This window comes from Ramlibacter sp. JJN2-2R (assembly GCF_057747835.1).
Genome location: NZ_CM173226.1, coordinates 4005111 through 4026226 on the forward strand (window position 1 = coordinate 4005111; position 21116 = coordinate 4026226).

General features: G+C 66.3%; 12 protein-coding genes, 2 tRNA genes and 3 rRNA genes. 4 read left to right on the forward strand and 13 right to left on the reverse strand.

The features are described 5' to 3' along the window. Positions 1–8: 8 nt before the first annotated feature. From AC3ANR_RS19510 to AC3ANR_RS19530, 5 genes are all read right to left on the reverse strand, one after another. Entirely contained in the window at positions 9–665 is a 657-nt protein-coding gene (locus AC3ANR_RS19510) for a Crp/Fnr family transcriptional regulator (RefSeq protein ID WP_488289763.1), read from the reverse strand. 77 nt (positions 666–742) lie between these two features. After that, on the reverse strand, positions 743–1405 hold the full coding sequence (locus AC3ANR_RS19515; RefSeq protein WP_488289764.1) for a helix-turn-helix transcriptional regulator: 663 nt from the start codon (positions 1403–1405) through the stop codon (positions 743–745). A 104-nt stretch (positions 1406–1509) separates the two neighbouring features. Continuing rightward, complete coding sequence (locus tag AC3ANR_RS19520; protein WP_488289765.1) at positions 1510–2415, reverse strand: esterase/lipase family protein; 906 nt, start codon at positions 2413–2415, stop codon at positions 1510–1512. Then, positions 2415–4010, reverse strand: a complete 1596-nt coding sequence (locus AC3ANR_RS19525) for a GMC family oxidoreductase (protein WP_488289766.1) — start codon at positions 4008–4010, stop codon at positions 2415–2417. The genes AC3ANR_RS19520 and AC3ANR_RS19525 overlap by 1 nt, the downstream gene beginning before the upstream one ends. 1 nt (position 4011) lies before the next feature. Then, on the reverse strand, positions 4012–4518 hold the full coding sequence (locus AC3ANR_RS19530; protein ID WP_488289767.1) for a hypothetical protein: 507 nt from the start codon (positions 4516–4518) through the stop codon (positions 4012–4014). A 67-nt stretch (positions 4519–4585) separates the two neighbouring features. On the opposite strand from AC3ANR_RS19530, the gene AC3ANR_RS19535 reads away from it, so the two are divergent. Together AC3ANR_RS19535 and AC3ANR_RS19540 are read left to right on the forward strand one after the other, a co-directional pair. After that, on the forward strand, positions 4586–5326 hold the full coding sequence (locus AC3ANR_RS19535; protein WP_488289768.1) for an FFLEELY motif protein: 741 nt from the start codon (positions 4586–4588) through the stop codon (positions 5324–5326). 46 nt (positions 5327–5372) lie between these two features. Continuing rightward, positions 5373–7058: an AMP-binding protein gene (locus AC3ANR_RS19540; RefSeq protein ID WP_488289769.1), complete on the forward strand. Its 1686-nt coding sequence runs from the start codon at positions 5373–5375 to the stop codon at positions 7056–7058. A 302-nt stretch (positions 7059–7360) separates the two neighbouring features. Here the strand turns inward: AC3ANR_RS19540 and rrf are convergent. The 7 genes from rrf to AC3ANR_RS19575 form a co-directional block, all read right to left on the reverse strand. After that, positions 7361–7473 (reverse strand): 5S ribosomal RNA (rrf, locus tag AC3ANR_RS19545). Positions 7474–7584: 111 nt separating this feature from the next. Further along, positions 7585–10462, reverse strand: a 23S ribosomal RNA gene (locus AC3ANR_RS19550). Positions 10463–10749: 287 nt separating this feature from the next. After that, positions 10750–10825: transfer RNA gene (locus tag AC3ANR_RS19555), tRNA-Ala, on the reverse strand. A gap of 17 nt (positions 10826–10842) precedes the next feature. Beyond that, positions 10843–10919, reverse strand: a tRNA-Ile gene (locus AC3ANR_RS19560). Between the two features lie 103 nt (positions 10920–11022). Continuing rightward, positions 11023–12553, reverse strand: a 16S ribosomal RNA gene (locus AC3ANR_RS19565). The 16S, 23S and 5S rRNA genes sit together here with 2 tRNA genes alongside, the layout of an rRNA operon. 498 nt (positions 12554–13051) lie before the next feature. Next, positions 13052–15328: a xanthine dehydrogenase family protein molybdopterin-binding subunit gene (locus AC3ANR_RS19570; RefSeq protein ID WP_488289770.1), complete on the reverse strand. Its 2277-nt coding sequence runs from the start codon at positions 15326–15328 to the stop codon at positions 13052–13054. Continuing rightward, on the reverse strand, positions 15325–15777 hold the full coding sequence (locus tag AC3ANR_RS19575; RefSeq protein WP_488289771.1) for a (2Fe-2S)-binding protein: 453 nt from the start codon (positions 15775–15777) through the stop codon (positions 15325–15327). The genes AC3ANR_RS19570 and AC3ANR_RS19575 overlap by 4 nt, the downstream gene beginning before the upstream one ends. A 96-nt stretch (positions 15778–15873) precedes the next feature. Here AC3ANR_RS19575 and AC3ANR_RS19580 point away from each other — a divergent pair, with 96 nt between their 5' ends. Both AC3ANR_RS19580 and AC3ANR_RS19585 read left to right on the forward strand, forming a co-directional pair. Next, a complete protein-coding gene (locus AC3ANR_RS19580) occupies positions 15874–17748 on the forward strand; it encodes an ATP-binding cassette domain-containing protein (protein WP_488289772.1) in 1875 nt (624 codons plus the stop codon). 83 nt (positions 17749–17831) lie between these two features. Next, the gene (locus AC3ANR_RS19585; RefSeq protein WP_488289773.1) at positions 17832–19547 is read left to right on the forward strand and encodes a phospholipase D-like domain-containing protein; all 1716 of its coding nucleotides are present in this window, start codon (positions 17832–17834) and stop codon (positions 19545–19547) included. A gap of 7 nt (positions 19548–19554) precedes the next feature. Here AC3ANR_RS19585 and AC3ANR_RS19590 read toward each other — a convergent pair whose 3' ends face one another. Further along, on the reverse strand, positions 19555–20991 hold the full coding sequence (locus tag AC3ANR_RS19590; RefSeq protein WP_488289774.1) for an aminotransferase-like domain-containing protein: 1437 nt from the start codon (positions 20989–20991) through the stop codon (positions 19555–19557). Between the last annotated feature and the right edge of the window lie 125 nt (positions 20992–21116).

Genomic DNA, 21116 nt, shown 5'->3' on the forward strand with positions numbered 1-21116 from the left:
GGCCCGGCCTACCAGCGGGCGGGCAGCTTGCGCTTGAGCGTGATCTGCCGCACGCCCAGCGCCACGTAGCCGCCGCGCTCCAGGTCCTTGAGCAGGCGGCTGACCATCTCGCGCGAGGCGCCGATGCGGCTGGCGATGGTCTGGTGCGTGATGGGGTTCAGCGTGACCGGGGCGTCCGGCGCCGCCGGGCCGCGCAGCCCCTCCAGCGTGCTGACGACCCGGCCGTAGACGTCCTTGAGCGCCAGCTCGCGCAGCTTGCCGGTGGCGGTGCGCGTGCGGCGCAGCACGTGCGTGATGAACTCCAGCGCGTGGCCGGGATCCTCCATCAGGTGCTCGCGCAGCTGGGCGCGCCCGACGACGGCGCAAACGCACGGCTCGAGCGTCAGCACGGAGGCGAGGCGCGGCCCGTCGTCCAGGCACATCTCGGCGAAGTAGTCGCCGGCCTCCACCGTCTCGTAGATGATCTCGTGGCCGTCGGCGTCGTTCGAGTACACCTTCACGCGGCCTTGCAGCAGCACGAAGGTGGAATCGGCCATCTCGCCCTCGTTGACGATGACGGTGTTCTTGCCGTAGCTGCGCAGCGTACCGCGCACGGCGAGCGCCCGGACGGGCGGGGACAACGCGTCGAACAGGCGGTCATGCACCGCCGCATTGGACGATCTCATGGTGGCTCTCCCCCCTGCGGGCCACTCTAGCAATCCCGCACGCACCATGCAATCGGCTGGAAGGACCGTCGCCACGGTCAGTGCACGCTCTCGCCCAGGACCGCCGGGGCGATGGGTGGCAGCATGGCCACCCGGCTGACCAACTCGCGCACGCCGCTGGAGCGCGTCTTGGAGCACAGGCTGCGGACGTGGCTGCGGACCGTGGAGACGGCCACCTTCAGCTGGCGCGCCGCCTGCGGCGCCGAATGGCCCTGGCACAGGATGGCCAGCACGTTCTCCTCGGCCGAGGTCAGCGAGTGGCTGCGGGCAAAGAAGCACAGCATCAGCGACTCGCAGACGCTGGCCCGGGCGAACAGCAGGCCCGCGTGCACCGACTGCGCGCCGCCGCCGCCGCCGCGGCCGACCGGGACCAGGGCCAGGGTGAGCGGCGCGCCCTGCGGCGCCGACAGCGTGACCAGGCTGCGCTTGCCGGCCGTGGCCCGCAGCAGGGCGTCGGCGAGCGTGCGTCCGTCCGCGCTGGTGTGCGCCTGCAGCCGGCCCTGCTGGAGCCACAGGGCGCGGTGCGCCCCCAGCTCGTGCCGCGCCACCTGGTTGGCGTGGAGCAACTCGCCGTCCGCCGTGGCGATGGCGACGCCATAGGCCAGCTCGTCCAGCACCAGGTCGACGCCGGCTGTCTGGCCCCAGCGCAACTCCGACACGGGCAGCGCCGGCTGGCCGCCCATCCTCGTCCTGTCTTCCATGAATCCCTCCCGTTTTGGTGGACGGACAGATTAGGAAGAGCAGTGCGCGGGAGGAAAGTGAATATCTACGGCTGCGGCTGTGATGCCTTTCACAGGAAGCGCGCTCACAAGCCGCGCAAGAGCGCGAAGGTCTGCTCGCGAACGGCCGGCTGGAAGGCCAGGTCGACGTGCGCCGCGCCCGGCACGAACCGGTTGTCGGCCCACGGCAGGGTTGCCGTCGTCGGCGGGAACACGATGTTGTCGCAGTTGGAGTACCAGCAGGTGAACAGGCCGGCGGGCGGGGGCGGCGCGTCCTCAAGCTCGCGCAGCCACTCGCCGCCGATGCGCATCTGGCGCCCGTTGGCCAGGTGGCTGAAGCGCGCCAGCCACGTGCCGCGGTGCGGCGAGCCGATGGTGACGATGTGCGCGACGCGCCCGGGACCCGCGCGCCGGCGCAGCCAGGCGCGCGCGGCGAGCCCCCCCATGCTGTGGCACACCAGCACCGGCGCCCGCCCGGTTGCCTGCCACATGCGCTGCACGGCCGCGTCGATGATGTCCGCGTAGTCGTCGATCGAGCCGAACACCGGCTCCAGGTTGACCGCCAGGCAGGGGTGCCCGCGTGCGGCAGCCTCGCGCATCCAGGGATTCCAGAAGCCCCGGTTGCAGACGAACCCATGCACGAAGACCAGGCCGCGCAGCGCCGGCCGGCCGGCCAGGTCATCGGGGACCGCGCGCCAGGCGAAGGGTTGCCGCCACGCGAAGACGCGAAAGCCCTGGAGCGTCTCTCGCCACCACGCGGACAGCAGCTGCGACGCCGCCGCGCGCGGTGCCGGATCGCCTCGGCTGGCCGGCCGCAGCAGCAGGAACTCGATGGCCAGCACGATCGCGTGCACGCACAGGATGGCGACCGCGCCCCCGAGCGCCAGGCGGGGATGCGTGGGCCACCACGCCGCCAGCCACATGGTGGCCGCAGCGAGCACGCCGAAGACCACGCCCTGCAGCAGGCGCGCCAGGCTGGACGATGGGGGCATCAGGCGAGTATGACGTCCCGCCCCGTGAGGCGCCGGGCCAGCCCCTGGGCGAGCCGGTTCACGATGCCGTAGACCGACAGTTGCGGGTTCGCGCCGATGCTCGTGGGGAACAGGGAGCCGTCGTGGATCGACAGGTTCTCGATCTGCCAGTGCAGGCCGTCGGGCCGGGCGACGCCCAGCGACTCGGTGCCCGCGAAGCCGCAGCCGCCCATCACGTGCGCGCTGACCACCTTGGTGAGCAGCGGCTCCATCGGCAGCGATGGCAGCGCTTGCCGCGCCTCGGCCCAGGAGCGGTAAGGGTGCGCGAGTTCGTGGATCGGCATCACCTCGCGCGCGCCGGACGCGAACTGGATCTCGGCCATGCTCAGGAGCGCGCGGCGCGCCCCGTCCATGACGAACGCCGTGAGCGGGTAGTCGAGTTCGGGTGAACCGTCCGCGCGCAGGTGGACGGTGCCGCCGGGAGACTGCGGATGGAAGCCGTCGCGCATCAACGCCAGCAGCACGTGGGTGTGCGGGAAGTTGCGCAGCGCCTCGGCCTGCGCCTGGCCGAAGCCGGTCACGGTCGAGGCGAAGATCACCGGGTGCAGCGGCGGCGCCTCCAGCTTGTAGCCGATGGGGCCGTCGATCGGCTGGGTCTCGAGGAAGTGGTCGCTGTAGATGGTCTGTGGGGCGCCTTGCCAACCTTCCACGGGCTGCGGCATGACGGCGGCGGAGATCACGACCGGGTGCAGGAATGTGCGGCGACCCAGCCGGCCATGGGGGTCCGGAGCCTGCGAGCGCAGCAACAGGGCCGGTGAATTGATGGCGCCACCGGCAAGGACGTAGTGCCTGGCTTCGACGCGAACCGGCGCGCCACCGCCGACCGGCACGCACTGCAGGGACCGTACCTTGCCATTGGCCAGTTCGAACCGCTCGGCGCGTGTTTCCACCAGCAGCGTGGCACCGCGCTCGAGCGCGGCCGGGATGGTGGTCACCAGCATGGACTGCTTGGCGTTGGTCGGGCAGCCCATGCCGCACGAGCCGAGGTTCCAGCAGCCCTTCACGTTGCGGGCGATGGACGCGGCGGGAATGCCCAGTTGCGCGGCCCCGCGGCGCAGCAGGTCGTTGTTCTGGTTCGGCGGCAGCAGCCAGGGGCCGATGGACAGGCGCCGCTCCGCCTGCGCGAAGTACGGCGCGAGGTCGTCGTTCGCGAACCCGGAGAGCCCGAACTGCTGCCGCCAGTGGTCGAGCGTGCCCGCCGGCGTCCGGAACGAGCTGGTCCAGTTGACCGTGGTGGAGCCGCCGACGCAGCGGCCCTGCAGGATGTTGATGGCCTTGTCGCGCGTCTTGCGCGCCGCGCTTTCCTGGTACAGGGCCGGGTAGGCCTCGGCTTCCTGCTGACGGAAGTCGCTGCTGGTGCGCAGCGGGCCCTCCTCGATCATCAGCACCTGCAGGCCGGCACGCGACAGCAGTTCGGCCGTCACGCCCGCCCCCGCGCCGGTTCCCACGATGGCGACGTCGCACACCAGCCGCGCGGCGGGCTGGCCATGCGCGCCACCGAGGACGCGCCAGCCGCGGGCGATGCCTTCGCGGAACGGATCGGGTTGCCTGCTCATGTCAAACGTCCACCGGGCCCGGATAGCCCAGCACGCTCCAGGTGGAACGATCGGAGAAGTAGGCGGCGCCCGTGATGTCGTGCAGGGCCTGGTAGGCCTGGCGACGCAGCACGAGCGACGATGTGCGCATCTCCTGCAGCGCCGCCTGGATCCGTGTCGAGCTGGCCTGCGGCCAAGGCGTGTCGAGGCCGGCAAGGACGCGCCGGCCCGCGCCGGTGGCGAGCAAGGCCAGCAGTTGTGACAGCTCCTGCTGCGCATGCGGTGCCAGTGCGCCCACCAGTGCCTCGACCCGGGGCAGATACGCCTCGATGGCGGCGGTGCGTTGGTTCTCGCCGCCGGGCAGGACGCCGTCGAGAAAGCCTCGCGCCATCGCGGCGAACACCATGCGTCCCGCACGGGTGAGCTGGCCGCCGCGCCATCCCGGCTCCAGCAGCGCGACGGTGCCTCCGCCCACCGCCAGGATGGCGGCCGCGCCGAGTCCGAGTTTGAGCCAACCGCGCCTGCGCATCGGAGCACTATGCCGCGCGCCACAACCAGCAGGTAGAGCGGGTCGCCTAGTTAGACTGCGGATCTGCATGGAATCCGCCCGCACCATCCGCGAGGCCGTCGAGGCGGTCTCCCTGTTTCGGCGGCAGGCCGTGACGCAGGCCGGGCTCGCGCAGGCGCTCGGCGAGGTCAAGCGGCTGCAGTCGCGGCGCTTTTCGGGCACGTATGCGGACCTGCTGCGCGGCGGGACACATGCGGCGGCCGCGCGCTTCTTCCTCGAGGAGCTGTACGGCGAGCGCGACTTCGCGCGGCGCGACGAGCAGTTCGCGCGCATCGCCGGCGCCATCGAGAAGCTGTTCCCCGCCCAGGTGACGCAGACGGCGGCCAGCCTCGCGCAGCTGCATGCCCTGACGGAGGATCTGGATCTGCAGGTGGCGCGAGCCTGGCAGGCCGATGCGGGGGCGCGAAGCGAAGCGGCCCGTTACGCCGGCGCGTGGCGGCGCGTGGGCCGCGAGGCAGACCGGCGCCGGCAATTGCACGGCGTGTTGGCGCTCGGGCAGGAACTGGCGTTCCTCACCCGCACGCCGGGGCTTCGCACCATGTTGCGCATGATGCGGGGCCCGGCCAGCGCCGCGGGCCTGCGCGACCTGCAGCGGTTTCTGGAGTCCGGCTTCGACACCTTCGCCGGCATGGCACGCGAGCACGGCGCCGCCGAAACCTTCCTGAACACCGTGAACCAGCGCGAAACCCACCTGCTGGAGCTGCTGTTCGAGGCCGACCTTGTCGCCTGTGAGACCGAACTCGCCCGCATCCTAGGACAAGCCCCGTAGTGCTTTCGCCTGCGCGCTGCCGACAATCGCGCCAAGGAGATCACGGATGGACAAGCACTGGCTGCGCAGCTACCCCGAAGGCGTTCCGCACAGCATCGATCCGGGTCAGTACACCTCGCTGACGCAGCTGCTCGAGGAATCGTTCCGCCGCCATGCGTCGCGGCCCTTCTCGGTCTGCATGGAATCCTGGATGTCGTACCGCGAGCTCGACGAGCGGTCGGCCGCGCTGGGCGCCTGGCTGCAGGCCCAGGGACTGGAGCCCGGAGCGCGCGTCGCGCTCATGCTGCCCAACATTCCCCAGTTTCCCGTCACCATGGCGGCGATCCTGCGCGCCGGGTACACGTGCGTGAACGTCAATCCGCTGTACACCGCCCGGGAGCTCGAACACCAGCTGAAGGATTCCGGCGCCAGCGCGATCGTCATCCTCGAAAACTTCGCCCACACGCTCGAGGAGGTGATCGACCACACGCAGGTCAAGCACGTGGTGGTGGCCTCGATGGGCGACCTGCTGGGCTCGTGGTACGGACTCTGGATCACGTTCGCGGTCCGCCACCTGGCCAAGATGGTTCCGGCCTATCGGCTTCCGCTGGCCGGTGGGCGCCAAGTCGTGCCGTTCGCGAAGGCGCTGAAGCAGGGTTTTCGCCTGCAGCTCAAGCCGACGCCGCAGACCCTCGACTCCATCGCCTTCCTGCAATACACGGGCGGAACGACCGGGCTGTCGAAGGGGGCGGTCCTCACGCACCGGAACATCGTGGCGGCCATCCTGCAAGCCGAGGCGTGGTTCACGCCGGCGCTGGGCAAGGTCGGCGACGTCGGCAAGTGCAACCTGATCGCCGCGCTGCCGCTGTACCACATCTTCGCGCTCACGCTGTGCCTGCTCGGCATCCGCTGGGGCGCGCACCTGACGCTGATCCCGAATCCGCGCGACATCGGCAAGTTCATCGAGGTGCTCAAGCGCCGCCCGTTCCACATCCTGCCGGCCGTGAACACGCTGTTCAACGCCCTGCTGCAGCATCCGCAATTCCGCAGCGTCGACTTCTCTCAGCTGTGCGTCTCGCAGGCGGGCGGCATGGCCGCCTCGGAAGGCACGGCACGGCAGTGGCAGAAGGCGACGGGCTGCGCCATGGTCGAGGGCTGGGGCATGAGCGAGACCTGCGCGATCGGCACCAACAACCCGGTGATGACGCGGGAGTTCTCCGGCACGATCGGGTTGCCGCTGCCCTCCATCGAGGTTGCCATCAAGGACGACGCGGGTCGCAGCCTGCCGCTGGGCGACGCCGGCGAGATCTGCATCAAGGGCCCGAACGTGATGACCGGCTATTACAACCAGGCGGATGAGACGGCCAACGCCTTCACGCCCGACGGCTACATGCGCACCGGTGACATCGGCGTCATGGATGAGCGCGGCTACACCAGAATCATCGACCGCAAGAAGGACATGATCCTGGTGAGCGGCTTCAACGTGTTCCCCAACGAGCTCGAGAACGTGATTTCGCTGTGTCCCGGCGTCGTCGAGTGCGCCGCGGTCGGCGTGGCTGACGACAAGCAGGGCGAGGCGATCAAGATCTACGTCGTCAAGAACGACCCGATCCTCACCGAGGAAGACGTGGCCAAGTTCTGCCGCCAGAACCTGACCGGCTACAAGCTGCCCAAGTACATCGAATTCCGCGAGGACCTGCCCAAGTCCAACGTGGGCAAGATCCTGCGACGCGAGCTGCGGGCGGGCAAGTAGAGCCACCCGGCCCCAGGCGCGTTGAGTCGCGCCATTCGCTGATTCGCACCTATTCGAGGGCTTTGCGACCGCCGCGATTCGCGCGCGGCCAGCCTGTGCGCGCGTGATGACCGAGTCGCGTGCGTCACGCGTCTGGCGTCGCATGGCGTGGCACGCATGACGTCGCGCGAAAGTCGAAGTCCAAGCAGATAAGTGAGTTACGACGCACGCCGCCAAAGTTTCGCCGAATTGAAATTCGCGCGCCCCAATGGCGAAAGCCCCGTCACAGGGTGAACTGTGGCGGGGCTTTGCTCGGCGTAAGAGCCTGACGATGTCCTACTTTCACACGGGAATCCGCACTATCATCGGCGCAGAGGCGTTTCACTGTCCTGTTCGGGATGGGAAGGAGTGGGACCACCTCGCTATGGTCATCAGGCATAACTTGTCGTCATCTTGACTGGGTCAAGACAACCAATTCATAGAGCAAATCAGCTTATTTGGATTGCGTCACTTGGCATAACAACCGTGATCGAACGATCAAGGTTATAGGGTCAAGCCGCACGAGCAATTAGTATCGGTTAGCTTAACGCATTGCTGCGCTTCCACACCCGACCTATCAACGTCCTGGTCTTGAACGACTCTTCAGGGGGCTCGAGGCCCCGGCAGATCTCATCTTAGAACGAGTTTCCCGCTTAGATGCTTTCAGCGGTTATCTCTTCCGCACATAGCTACTCGGCAATGCCACTGGCGTGACAACCGATACACCAGAGGTGCGTCCACTCCGGTCCTCTCGTACTAGGAGCAGGCTTCTTCAAATCTGCAGCGCCCACGGAAGATAGGGACCAAACTGTCTCACGACGTTTTAAACCCAGCTCACGTACCTCTTTAAATGGCGAACAGCCATACCCTTGGGACCGGCTACAGCCCCAGGATGAGATGAGCCGACATCGAGGTGCCAAACACCGCCGTCGATATGAACTCTTGGGCGGTATCAGCCTGTTATCCCCAGAGTACCTTTTATCCGTTGAGCGATGGCCCTTCCATACAGAACCACCGGATCACTATGTCCTGCTTTCGCATCTGCTCGACTTGTCAGTCTCGCAGTTAAGCACGCTTATGCCATTGCACTATCGTCACGATGTCCGACCGTAACTAGCGTACCTTCGAACTCCTCCGTTACGCTTTGGGAGGAGACCGCCCCAGTCAAACTGCCTACCATGCACTGTCCCCGACCCGGATCACGGGCCTAGGTTAGAACCTCAAACACACCAGGGTGGTATTTCAACGTTGGCTCCATGCGATCTAGCGACCGCACTTCAAAGCCTCCCACCTATCCTACACAGATCTGTTCAAAGTCCAATACAAAGCTACAGTAAAGGTTCATGGGGTCTTTCCGTCTTTCCGCGGGGAGATTGCATCATCACAAACATTTCAACTTCGCTGAGTCTCGGGAGGAGACAGTGTGGCCATCGTTACGCCATTCGTGCAGGTCGGAACTTACCCGACAAGGAATTTCGCTACCTTAGGACCGTTATAGTTACGGCCGCCGTTTACTGGGACTTCGATCAAGAGCTTGCACCCCATCACTTAATCTTCCAGCACCGGGCAGGCGTCACACCCTATACGTCCACTTTCGTGTTTGCAGAGTGCTGTGTTTTTATTAAACAGTCGCAGCCACCGATTTTTTGCAACCTCATTGGGCTCCATCCGCGAGGGACTTCACCTACTAAAGGCACACCTTCTTCCGAAGTTACGGTGTCAATTTGCCGAGTTCCTTCTCCCGAGTTCTCTCAAGCGCCTTAGAATACTCATCTCGCGCACCAGTGTCGGTTTGCGGTACGGTCGTGTGTAGCTGAAGCTTAGTGGCTTTTCCTGGAAGCAGGGTATCACTCACTTCGGCGGCAAGCCGCCTCGTTGTCACCTCTCATCTAAGCCCGGCGGATTTACCTACCAGGCACGACTACAGGCTTGAACCGGGACATCCAACACCCGGATGAGTTAACCTTCTCCGTCCCCACATCGCACTACACATCGGTACAGGAATATTGACCTGTTTCCCATCAGCTACGCATCTCTGCCTCGCCTTAGGGGCCGACTCACTCTACGCCGATGAACGTTGCGTAGAAAACCTTGCGCTTACGGCGAGCGGGCTTTTCACCCGCTTTAACGCTACTCATGTCAGCATTCGCACTTCTGATACCTCCAGCATCCCTCTCGAGACACCTTCACAGGCTTACAGAACGCTCTCCTACCACTTGCACTTGCGTGCAAATCCGCAGCTTCGGTAACTGGCTTAGCCCCGTTACATCTTCCGCGCAGGACGACTCGATCAGTGAGCTATTACGCTTTCTTTAAATGATGGCTGCTTCTAAGCCAACATCCTGACTGTTTTAGCCTTCCCACTTCGTTTCCCACTTAGCCAATTTTAGGGACCTTAGCTGGCGGTCTGGGTTGTTTCCCTCTTGAGTCCGGACGTTAGCACCCGGTGCTCTGTCTCCCAAGCTGTACTCTTCGGTATTCGGAGTTTGCATAGGTTTGGTAAGTCGCCATGACCCCCTAGCCTAAACAGTGCTCTACCCCCGAAGGTAATACTTGAGGCACTACCTAAATAGTTTTCGGAGAGAACCAGCTATTTCCAAGTTTGTTTAGCCTTTCACCCCTATCCACAGCTCATCCGCTAGTTTTGCAACACTAGTCGGTTCGGACCTCCAGTACCTGTTACGGCACCTTCATCCTGGCCATGGATAGATCACTTGGTTTCGGGTCTACACCCAGCGACTGAACGCCCTGTTCGGACTCGGTTTCCCTGCGCCTTCCCTATTCGGTTAAGCTTGCCACTGAATGTAAGTCGCTGACCCATTATACAAAAGGTACGCCGTCACCCTTGCGGGCTCCGACTTTTTGTAAGCATGCGGTTTCAGGATCTATTTCACTCCCCTCCCGGGGTTCTTTTCGCCTTTCCCTCACGGTACTAGTTCACTATCGGTCGATTACGAGTATTTAGCCTTGGAGGATGGTCCCCCCATCTTCAGACAGGATTTCTCGTGTCCCGCCCTACTTGTCGCTAGCTCAGTACCACACGTCTGTTTTCACGTACGGGGCTATCACCCGCTATGGCCGGCCTTTCCATGCCGTTCCGTTAACAGTCGTGCTATCACTAGCAGGCTCTTCCGATTTCGCTCGCCACTACTTTCGGAATCTCGGTTGATGTCTTTTCCTCGAGCTACTGAGATGTTTCAGTTCACCCGGTTCGCCTCGCATGACTATGTATTCATCATGCGATACCCCTAAGGGTGGGTTTCCCCATTCGGAAATCTCCGGATCAAAGCTTATTTGCCAGCTCCCCGAAGCTTATCGCAGGCTATCACGTCCTTCGTCGCCTGTAATCGCCAAGGCATCCACCACATGCTCTTATTCACTTGACCCTATAACTTTGACCCCTCTCACGAGGCTTCGCAGTCCATCAAGGAATTGCCAGGTCTTTCACCTGGCGCGTTATGCCGTCTTCATTCGAATTGCTTCGAAGTGAAGTTCATTTGACGCAATCAAAATTGTCGCTCGCGGCACGGTCCGCCATGAAGCGGTTTCCGCGAGCAACGCTGATTCGACTCTATGAATTGTTAAAGAACAGCCGATTGCTTCCAGGCAATCCTGGAGACAACAACAAAACAGCCTCTTGCGAAGCCGCTTTGGTGTTGCGCATCTTGTTGTTTGGTGGAGGATGACGGGATCGAACCGACGACCCCCTGCTTGCAAAGCAGGTGCTCTCCCAGCTGAGCTAATCCCCCAAGGTGTGCAGGAGGGATGGTGGGTCTGGTTGGTCTCGAACCAACGACCCCCGCCTTATCAAGACGGTGCTCTAACCAACTGAGCTACAGACCCAAGCCGGTCGCTAGCAACTCAAGCTGTTTCCAGCCTGGCCGTTGGCGACAACCTTCCAACAACCGATAAGTGTGGGCGTTCAATTTTGACCGCTGTTTTCCAGAAAGGAGGTGATCCAGCCGCACCTTCCGATACGGCTACCTTGTTACGACTTCACCCCAGTCACGAACCCTGCCGTGGTAATCGCCCTCCTTGCGGTTAGGCTAACTACTTCTGGCAGAACCCGCTCCCATGGTGTGACGGGCGGTGTGTACAAGACCCGGGAACGTATTCACCGTGACATTCTGATCCACGATTACTAGCGATTCCGACTTCACGCAGTCGAGTTGCAGACTGCGATCCGGACTACGACCGGTTTTATGGGATTGGCTCCCCCTCGCGGGTTGGCTGCCCTTTGTACCGGCCATTGTATGACGTGTGTAGCCCCACCTATAAGGGCCATGAGGACTTGACGTCATCCCCACCTTCCTCCGGTTTGTCACCGGCAGTCTCATTAGAGTGCCCTTTCGTAGCAACTAATGACAAGGGTTGCGCTCGTTGCGGGACTTAACCCAACATCTCACGACACGAGCTGACGACAGCCATGCAGCACCTGTGTTACGGCTCTCTTTCGAGCACTTCCACATCTCTGCGGAATTCCGTACATGTCAAAGGTGGGTAAGGTTTTTCGCGTTGCATCGAATTAAACCACATCATCCACCGCTTGTGCGGGTCCCCGTCAATTCCTTTGAGTTTCAACCTTGCGGCCGTACTCCCCAGGCGGTCAACTTCACGCGTTAGCTTCGTTACTGAGTCAGTGAAGACCCAACAACCAGTTGACATCGTTTAGGGCGTGGACTACCAGGGTATCTAATCCTGTTTGCTCCCCACGCTTTCGTGCATGAGCGTCAGTGCAGGCCCAGGGGATTGCCTTCGCCATCGGTGTTCCTCCGCATATCTACGCATTTCACTGCTACACGCGGAATTCCATCCCCCTCTGCCGCACTCCAGCGATGCAGTCACAAATGCAGTTCCCAGGTTGAGCCCGGGGATTTCACATCTGTCTTACATCACCGCCTGCGCACGCTTTACGCCCAGTAATTCCGATTAACGCTTGCACCCTACGTATTACCGCGGCTGCTGGCACGTAGTTAGCCGGTGCTTATTCTTACGGTACCGTCATGAGCCCTCTGTATTAGAAAGAGCCTTTTCGTTCCGTACAAAAGCAGTTTACAACCCGAGGGCCTTCATCCTGCACGCGGAATGGCTGGATCAGGCTTGCGCCCATTGTCCAAAATTCCCCACTGCTGCCTCCCGTAGGAGTCTGGGCCGTGTCTCAGTCCCAGTGTGGCTGGTCGTCCTCTCAGACCAGCTACAGATCGTCGGCTTGGTGAGCCTTTACCCCACCAACTACCTAATCTGCCATCGGCCGCTCCAATCGCGCGAGGCCTTACGGTCCCCCGCTTTCAACCTCAGTTCGTATGCGGTATTAGCTACGCTTTCGCGTAGTTATCCCCCACGACTGGGCACGTTCCGATGTATTACTCACCCGTTCGCCACTCGCCACCAGGGTTGCCCCCGTGCTGCCGTTCGACTTGCATGTGTAAAGCATTCCGCCAGCGTTCAATCTGAGCCAGGATCAAACTCTACAGTTCGATCTTGATTTGTTTGCCTCTTTCGAGGCCACTCATTTGGAATCGACAAGGTGCTTCACTTTCGCGAAGCGTCTTGTCTATCTATGAGCGTTTGTAGGTCCTTGCGGACCCAGTTCCGAAGAACTTGGCAGTCGCCATCAAACGCCCACGCTTATCGGCTGTATGTTGTTAACGAACCCGCTTGCAATCCACCACGTTTCCGCTTTGTCTTGCTGCTGTCGCTGCGATCAGCGAAGCCTGCGATCATAACAGGTTTTTTGAAGTCCTGTCAAACTCTAGGGTTTTTGCTGATTCGCTGCGTCGTTGCTTGCGCTACGTTGCTGCGTTCAGCAGAGCCTCGAATTCTATACCGGTTTTTTCGTCCCGGTCAATCAAGGTTGCTTTTTTCTTCTTCGCCCTATCTCTGCGTCGGTCGGCTGGCTGTTCGCTTCGCCGTCATCAGCTGAGCCCGCGACTATAGCACGCTTTGGCTGAAGCCCCAAGGCGCGATGCACACTCTTACGACGCGTCCACTATCAGCGGCAAGCTGCGCAGCCGCCGCCCGGTGAGCGCGAACAGCGCATTCGCCACCGCGGGCGCCAGGGGCGGGACGCCCGGCTCACCGATACCGGCAGGCGGTCGCTGGCTCGACACCAGGTGGGTTTCCACCTTCGGCGTGCGCGCAGCTGTGAGCATCCGGTAATCGGGAAAGTTCCGCTGCCGCACGCGGCCTTCCTGGATGTCGATGTTGCCGTGCAGCGCCGCGGTGAGCGCGAAGACGACGGCCCCCTCCATCTGCTGGGCCACGATGCCGGGGTTCACCACCGTGCCGCAGTCCACCGCGCAGACGACCCGATGGACACGGATCCCGCCCGCATCGAGCGACACCTCCGCCACCTGTGCCACGACGGTACCGAACGACTCGTGCAGCGCCACGCCGCGCGCGCGGCCCGCGGGAAGCGTCGAACCCCATCCCGACTGCCGCGCAGCAAGGTCCAGCACCGCCTGGTAGCGGGGAGCGTGCTTGAGCAGCCGCCGGCGGAATTCGACCGGATCCTGTCGCGACTGCGCGGCCAGTTCGTCGATGAACGACTCCGCCATGAAGGCGTTGTGCGAATGCCCGACCGAACGCCAGAAGCCGACGGGCACCCCGGTGTGCGTCGCCACATGCTCCATCCGCTGGTGCTCGAAGCCGTAGGGAAGATCGAACAGGCCCTCGGCCGTGGTCTTGTCGGGCAGGTCGACGCGGCCGGCGAGCGAGGGCATGGCGCGCTCGAACCAGCGCGGGGTGATCGCATCGCCGGCTGACTTGATGCGAAGGCTCTGCACGTTGCCGGCCCCGTCGATGGCCGCGCGCAGCTGGGCCACGTGCATGGGTCGGTAGAAGTCGTGCGTGGTGTCCTCGTCGCGCGGCCACAGCACCTGCACCGGCGCCCCGCCCGCATCCATCGCCACGCGCACCGCCACCGCGACGTAATCGACCTCCAGCCGCCGGCCGAACCCACCGCCCAGGAACGGCACGTGCACCTGGACGTCGTCGGGCCGCACCCCGGCCACCCGGGCGGCGACGTCCCGCGCCATCACGGGCACCTGCGTCGGCGCCCACACCTCGACCTTGCCGCCCGCCACGCGCGCCGTGCAGTTCATCGGCTCCATCGTGGCGTGCGCGAGGAAGGGCGCGCGGTACCAGGACTCGACCAGCCGAGCCGCATGCCGCTCGGCGGCGTCGACATCCCCGCGGGAATGGAAGGCGAAACCGCTGCCGCTCCGAACCGCCGCCTCCAGCTGCCGCTCGACCGCCTGCGAGTCCAGCGGCCCGGCGGGCCGCTGCTGCCAGTCCACGTCCACGGCCGAGGCCGCCCGCATCGCGTGCCAGGACGTCCTGCCGATGACGGCGAACCCCGCCGTCGAACCGGCATAGGACGGCAGCAGCACCAGCCGCTCGGCGCCGGGCAGCTTCAGCGCCGCCGACGCGTCGATCCGCCCCGGCGAGCCGCCGAGCATCGGGCACAGACGCACCGCCGCGAACTTCAGCCCGTCCGGACGCACGTCGGTGCCGAACTGCGCCGAGCCGTCGACCTTGGCCGGCACATCGAGGCGCGGCGCGGGCCGGCCGATCAGCTTCCACTGCGTGCCGGGCTTGAGCCGCACCGTGCCCGGCGGCGTCGCGGCGGCGTACCGCGCCAGTTCGCCGTAGCGCGCCGACCGGCCGGAGGCGTGCGTCACGACACCGTCCCGGACCGCCAGCTCGTCGACCGGCAGCTTCCATTGCAGCGCGGCCGCCCCGAGCAGCGACGCGCGCGCGGTGGCCGCCGCCATGCGCACGACCTCCCACGCGTCCACGACGCTGGTGGAGCCCCCGGTGGCATTGATGCCCAGCTCGCGCGCGACCTTGCCGACGACCCAGCGGGCAGCCCGCACGCGACCGAAGCCGTCCTCGCGCTCGTCGTCGAGCGGGTGGAACGGCAGGCCGGCCAGCAGCGTCGCCACGTTGCCGTAGATGGCGTCGCTGCCGGCGCGCTCGATGCGCACGCCCGCCAGCGGCACGTCGAGTTCCTCGGCGGCCAGCATGGGCAGCGCCGTGTAGACACCCTGTCCCATTTCGCTGCGGGGCATGGCCAGGATCACGGCCCCGTCGGCGCCAATCTTGATCCAGCCGTTCAGCGCGACCTCGCCTTCCCCGGCGGCCAGCAGGCCCGGCGACCCCAGGCGCGAGCGTGGCGGCAGGGCAAGCCAGCCGACGAGCAGCGCGCCGGCGCCCGCGGCGCCGGCCAAGAACAGCGTGCGCCGCCTCACGTGGCCATCCCCGCCGCCCGCTTGATCGCGGCCCGCACGCGCTGGTAGGTGCCGCAGCGGCAGATGTTGGTCATGGCCGCATCGATGTCGGCGTCGGTGGGCTTGGGCTTGCGCTCCAGCAGCGCGGCCGCCGCCATCAGCATGCCGCTCTGGCAGTAGCCGCACTGGGGCACCTGCTCGGCGATCCACGCCGCCTGCAGCGGGTGCGGCCGGCCCGGCGTGCCGAGCGCCTCGATGGTCACGACGCGCTTGCCCACCGCGGACGACACCGGCGTCACGCACGAGCGCACCGGCTGGCCGTCCACGCGGACCGTGCACGCGCCGCAGGCCGCGACGCCGCAGGCGTACTTGGTGCCCGTGAGGTGCAGCAGGTCCCGCAACACCCACAGCAGCGGCATCTGCGGCTCGGCATCGACTTCCACCTGCTGACCATTCACCGTGAGCTGCACGCCCGCCTCCTTGTTGTGCCGGACCACTATATCGGGCCGCCCCGCGGCCCCGATAGGGGCGCCACCCCAGACGGCGCGCCCATAATCGCGCGCTCCATGGCGCTCCTCACCCTCTCCGATGCCCAACTGGCCTTTGGCCATGTCCCTCTGCTCGACCATGCCGAGTTCGCCCTCGAATCGAACGAGCGCGTCGGCCTGATCGGCCGCAACGGCGCGGGCAAGTCCTCGCTGCTGAAGATCCTGGCCGGCCTGGAACGCGTGGACGACGGCACGCTGCAGCGCCAGCAGGGACTGCGCACGGCCTACGTCGCGCAGGAGCCGGCGCTGGATGAACAGGCCACCGTGTTCGACAGCGTCCAGGCCGGCCTCGCCGGCGTGCTGGCGCTGATCGCGACCTACACCCGCGGCGAGGGCGACCTGGACGCGCTGCAGGGACGCATCGAGGCCGAGGACGGCTGGAACTGGGAGCAGCGCGTGCAGGAGACGCTGCAGCGCCTGCACCTCGATCCGCAGGCGCGCGTGGGCACCCTGTCGGGCGGCACCCGCAAGCGGGTCGCGCTCGCACAGGCGCTGGTGACGCGGCCCGACGTGTTGCTGCTGGACGAGCCCACCAACCACCTGGACCTCGAAGCCATCGCGTGGCTCGAGGGCCTGCTGCTCGACTTCAAGGGCAGCGTCGTCACCATCACCCACGACCGCGCCTTCCTCGACCGCGTGGCCACGCGCATCGTCGAACTCGATCGCGGCCAGCTGCGCTCGTACCCCGGCAATTTCACGCGTTACCAGGTCCTGAAGGACGAGCAGCTGGCGCAGGAGGCGGTGATCAACGCCAAGGCCGACAAGCTGCTCGCGCAGGAGGAGGTCTGGATCCGCAAGGGCGTGGAAGCCCGGCGCACGCGCGCGCAGGGTCGCATCTCGCGCCTGGAGCGCCTGCGCGAGCGGCGCGCGCAGCGGCGCGATGCGCTCGGGCGCGTGCGCATGGACGTGGCTTCGGGCGCGCCCAGCGGCAAGATCGTCGCCGAGCTGCAGGACGTGTCCAAGTCGTTCGGGGGCCGGCCGATCGTGCGCGATTTCAGCGCCACCATCCTGCGCGGCGACAAGGTCGGCCTGATCGGCCCCAATGGCGCCGGCAAGACCACGCTGCTCAAGCTCATCCTCGGCGAGATCGCGCCCGACAGCGGCAAGGTGCGCCAGGGCGCCAGCCTCCAGGTGGCGTATTTCGACCAGATGCGTGATGCGCTGGACCTCGACGCCACGCTCGAGGACTTCATCAGCCCGGGCAGCGAATGGATCGAGATCGGCCGCCAGCGCAAGCATGTCAAGAGCTACCTCGGCGACTTCCTGTTCTCGCCGGCCCGGGCGGCCTCGCCCGTGCGGTCGCTCTCCGGCGGGGAGCGCAACCGCCTGCTGCTCGCGCGCCTGTTCGCGCGGCCCGCCAACGTGCTCGTGCTCGACGAGCCGACCAACGACCTGGACATCGACACGCTCGAATTGCTGGAAGACCTGCTGCAGGACTACGAGGGCACCGTGTTCCTGGTCAGCCACGACCGCACCTTCCTGGACAACGTGGTGACCAGCACCATCGCCTTCGAGGGCGACGGGCGCTGGCGCGAATACGAAGGGGGCGTGCAGGATTGGCTGCTGCAGTCGCAACGGTCGGCGGCGTTGCAGCCGTCCGCCGCGGCGCCGGCCAGGCCCGTTCGGGCCGAAGGCGGCGCGGCGCTCGACGCCAGTGCCCCGGCGATCGCGAAGCGCAAGCTCAGCTACAAGGAGCAGCGTGAACTCGAGTCCCTGCCCGGGCGCATCGAGGCGCTGGAGCAGGAGCAGGCCGCGTTGAGCGCGGAACTGGCCGACGGAGCGCTTTATGCGACCGACCCCGGCCGCGCGGCGCAACTGGCCACGCGCAGCGCCGCCATCGAGGACGAGCTGATGGGCGCGCTCGAACGCTGGGAAGCGCTCGGCAACCTGTAAGGCTGCGCTGTCGCCAACAGGCGGCCACGGCTGACCTTGCCGGGCCCCCGCCGCAGCCGGGCCGGGGCTACAGTGAACCGGCCATGGTCGTGCCAATCCCAGCCCATCTCCCGGCCTCCGTCGCGCAGCTGCGCGACTGGCTGTTTCGCCTGCTCGCCGTCCTGCTGTTGTGCACCGCGACCGCCGGCTGCGCCAGCGTGCCGCCCAATGTGCAGCGCACGCCATCGCGGGCGCTCGACACGCCGGAACAGACGGCCCTGGGCCAGCTGGCCGCCGCCCGCCGCGGCCAGGCCCGCAGCGATTCCGGCTTCACCCTGCTGGACAGCGTCGACGCGGCGTTCAGCAGCCGCCTGGCACTGATTGAGGGTGCGCAGCGCACGCTCGACCTGCAGTACTACGCCATCCATGCGGATGCCAGCACCGAGCTCCTGCTCGAAGGGCTGCGCCGGGCCGCGCGCCGCGGCGTGCGCGTGCGCATCCTGCTGGACGACTTCAACACCGTCGGCCAGGACGCCCAGGTGCTGCGGCTGGCCTTCGAACGGGGGGTGGAGATGCGCCTGTTCAACCCGCTGCCCGGTTCGCGCGGCTCCCTGTTCGGCAAGGTGCTGGGCTCGCTGCACGAGAGCGGCCGCATCCAGAAACGGATGCACAACAAGCTGTTCATCGCCGACAACGCCTGGGGCATCGCCGGCGGCCGCAACCTGGGCGATGCGTATTTCGGTGGCGACGACAAGAGCGCGTTCGTGGACCTGGACGTGCTGGCGGCGGGCGCCATCGTGCGCCAGATGTCCGCCAGCTTCGACCGCTACTGGAACGACGAGCTCGCCTATCCGGTGCAGACCCTGCTGGACAAGAAGGAGCTGGATCGCCTGCAGAAGGACGAGGGCAACCGCACGCCCACGTCCGACGCCTCGCGCATGCCGGCCCTGCCGGGCCTGCCCTCGGCCGTGGCCTCGCAGCCCGCGCGCACGGTGCTGCCCAACGCGACGCCGACGGCGGTGATCAGCGCGCAGCGGCCGCCGATGGACCTGCGGCAGGTGCCCCTGACCTGGGCGCCGGCCACCTTGCTGGCCGACAAGCCCGGCAAGGTCGCCCCCGACGAGGACGAGGTGCGTGCCGGCGACACGGTGGTGGACGGCCTGCTGCAGCTGATGGGCCAGGCGCGGCAGGAGCTGCTGATCATCTCGCCCTACTTCGTGCCGGGCCCCGAGATGATGAAGGTGTTCGCGCAGCTGCGCCAACGCGGCGTCGCCGTGCGGGTGCTCACCAATTCGCTGGCGTCCAACGACGCGCCTGCCGCGCACGCGGGCTACCGCCGGTACCGCCGCGACCTGCTCGCCATGGGCGTCGAGCTGCACGAGATGCGCGCCGACCCGGCCACCGCCGGCCTGGGCGACGACGCCAAGCAGCGCGGCAGCGGCGGCAGCGGGGGCCTGGGCAGCGGCGCCGGCGGATCCAAGAGCGGCACCTCGCGCGCCAGCCTGCACTCCAAGGCCGTCATCGTCGACCGCAGCCTGTCCGTGATCGGCTCGATGAACCTGGACCTGCGCTCGCAGCAGAAGAACAGCGAAGTGGCGCTGCTGATCCGCAGCCGTCCGCTGGCGCAGGCCGCCGCGCGGCTGGTCGAGGGCACCTTCGCACGGGGCGCCTACCGGCTCGAACTGGCGGACAACCAGCTCGTCTGGCGGGCGCCGCCCGGCGCCGGCTTCCCCGACGCGACCAGCGAGCCCGAGGCGGACTTCAAGCTGCGCACGCTGGTGAACCTGCTGGCGCCGATTGCGCCCGACTCGATGCTCTAGCCGCGGGCTACATCTTGCGCACCAGCGCCGAATAGGTCTTCCAGAACGCCGCGTCCTGCGTGGTCGCGAAGTTGATGCGCATCAGCGTGCTGGGCTTGCGCTCGGCGTGGAACAGCGCCCCCGGCGCGAGCAGGTAGCCCTCGTCCAGCATCCGCTGCGCCAGGGCATCGGTGTCCACGCCGGTCTCGACCCAGCCGAACAGGCCCGCGGGCTCGGCGGCGAAGCGGCAGCCGGCCGCCAGCGCGAGCTTCACGCTGCGGCTGCGCGCCACGTCCAGCCGCGTGCGCAGCCGCTCGGCATGCCGCCGCAGCTGCCCCTGCTCCATGCACAGCGCCAGCGCGCGCTCCAGCAGCGCGGGCGTCGTCAGCGTGGCCAGCAGCTTGGTATCGAGCAGCCGCTCGATCAGCGACGGGTGGGCCGCGAGGAAGCCCACGCGCCAGTTGGGCGCCAGCACCTTGGCGAATCCGCTGACGTGGATGGTGCGCTGCAGGCCGTCCAGGGCGCACAGGCGCGTCGCGTGCTCGGGCGCGATGTGGCTGTAGGTGTCGTCCTCGACGATGTGGAAGTCGTGCTGGTTGGCCAGCTGCAGCAGGCGGTGCGCGCTGCCCGGCGACAGGCAATAGCCGGTCGGGTTGTGGAAGACGCTCACGCTCACGTACATCTTGGGCCGGTGGGCCTCGCAGTAGCGCGCCATGACCTCCAGGTCGGGGCCGTCCGCGCGGCGCGGCACCGGCAACAGCCGCATGCCCAGGGCGGTCAGGCGCGCGAACTCCACCGCCCAGCCGGGCTCCTCGACCATCACCGGGTCGCCCGGGCGCAGCAAGCTGCGGCTGACGATGTCCAGCGCGTGCGTCGCGCCGACGGTGGTGATGATGTTCTCCGGCCCCGCGTGCACGTTCAGCGTGGCGAGCTTCTTCGACAGGGCGCGCCGCAGGCTGCTGTCGCCCAGGGGCTCGCCGTACTGCAGCGAGAACTCGTGCAGCGACCGCGTGCCCGTGACCTTGCGCACCGCCGCCGGCATGAAGGTGGACTCCAGCCACTCCGGCGGGAAGGCGCCCATGCCGGGCTGCGGCTTGGCACTCACCCTGTGGAACATGCCGCGGATCAACGCCGTGGCGTCGATCGGGGTGTGCGCGCGCGCGGTGGTGAAGCCCGTGCCCGTGGCCCACACTTCCGCCGCGCCGGGCGGAGGCGACGCGTCCGACGCCCGGGCGGCCGGCTCGCGCACGAAGAAGCCGCGGTTCTTGCGCGCCTCCACCAGTCCCTGCGCCAGCAGCTGGTCGTAGGCGGCGACGACCGTCGACGCGCTCACGCCCTGCTGCTGCGCGCATTGCCGCACCGAGGGCAGCCGGGCACCGGGCGCCAGCAGGCGATCGCGGATGCGCTGCGCGAAGCGGCTCGACAGCTGCTCGGTCAGCGATTGCGACGAGGCCTTGGTCAACATCGATGCACTCCCGCGTGTATTGCCGACAGGACCAATACAGAGGCCCATCTGATCCGGCCAACTGTACTGCTCGTGTACTGGCCCCGGAGCTTACAGTGACCCTCGCACCGCGGCAACCGGCTGCC

Excerpts from the sequence above, each read along its gene's own strand:
- AC3ANR_RS19515 (WP_488289764.1), bottom strand. The coding sequence starts at position 1,405 with ATGGAAGACAGGACGAGGATGGGCGGCCAGCCGGCGCTGCCCGTGTCG.
- AC3ANR_RS19580 (WP_488289772.1), top strand. The coding sequence starts at position 15,874 with ATGGCGCTCCTCACCCTCTCCGATGCCCAACTGGCCTTTGGCCATGTC.
- AC3ANR_RS19540 (WP_488289769.1), top strand. The coding sequence starts at position 5,373 with ATGGACAAGCACTGGCTGCGCAGCTACCCCGAAGGCGTTCCGCACAGC.
- AC3ANR_RS19530 (WP_488289767.1), bottom strand. The coding sequence starts at position 4,518 with ATGCGCAGGCGCGGTTGGCTCAAACTCGGACTCGGCGCGGCCGCCATC.
- AC3ANR_RS19520 (WP_488289765.1), bottom strand. The coding sequence starts at position 2,415 with ATGCCCCCATCGTCCAGCCTGGCGCGCCTGCTGCAGGGCGTGGTCTTC.
- AC3ANR_RS19590 (WP_488289774.1), bottom strand. The coding sequence starts at position 20,991 with ATGTTGACCAAGGCCTCGTCGCAATCGCTGACCGAGCAGCTGTCGAGC.
- AC3ANR_RS19585 (WP_488289773.1), top strand. The coding sequence starts at position 17,832 with ATGGTCGTGCCAATCCCAGCCCATCTCCCGGCCTCCGTCGCGCAGCTG.
- AC3ANR_RS19510 (WP_488289763.1), bottom strand. The coding sequence starts at position 665 with ATGAGATCGTCCAATGCGGCGGTGCATGACCGCCTGTTCGACGCGTTG.
- AC3ANR_RS19535 (WP_488289768.1), top strand. The coding sequence starts at position 4,586 with ATGGAATCCGCCCGCACCATCCGCGAGGCCGTCGAGGCGGTCTCCCTG.
- AC3ANR_RS19525 (WP_488289766.1), bottom strand. The coding sequence starts at position 4,010 with ATGAGCAGGCAACCCGATCCGTTCCGCGAAGGCATCGCCCGCGGCTGG.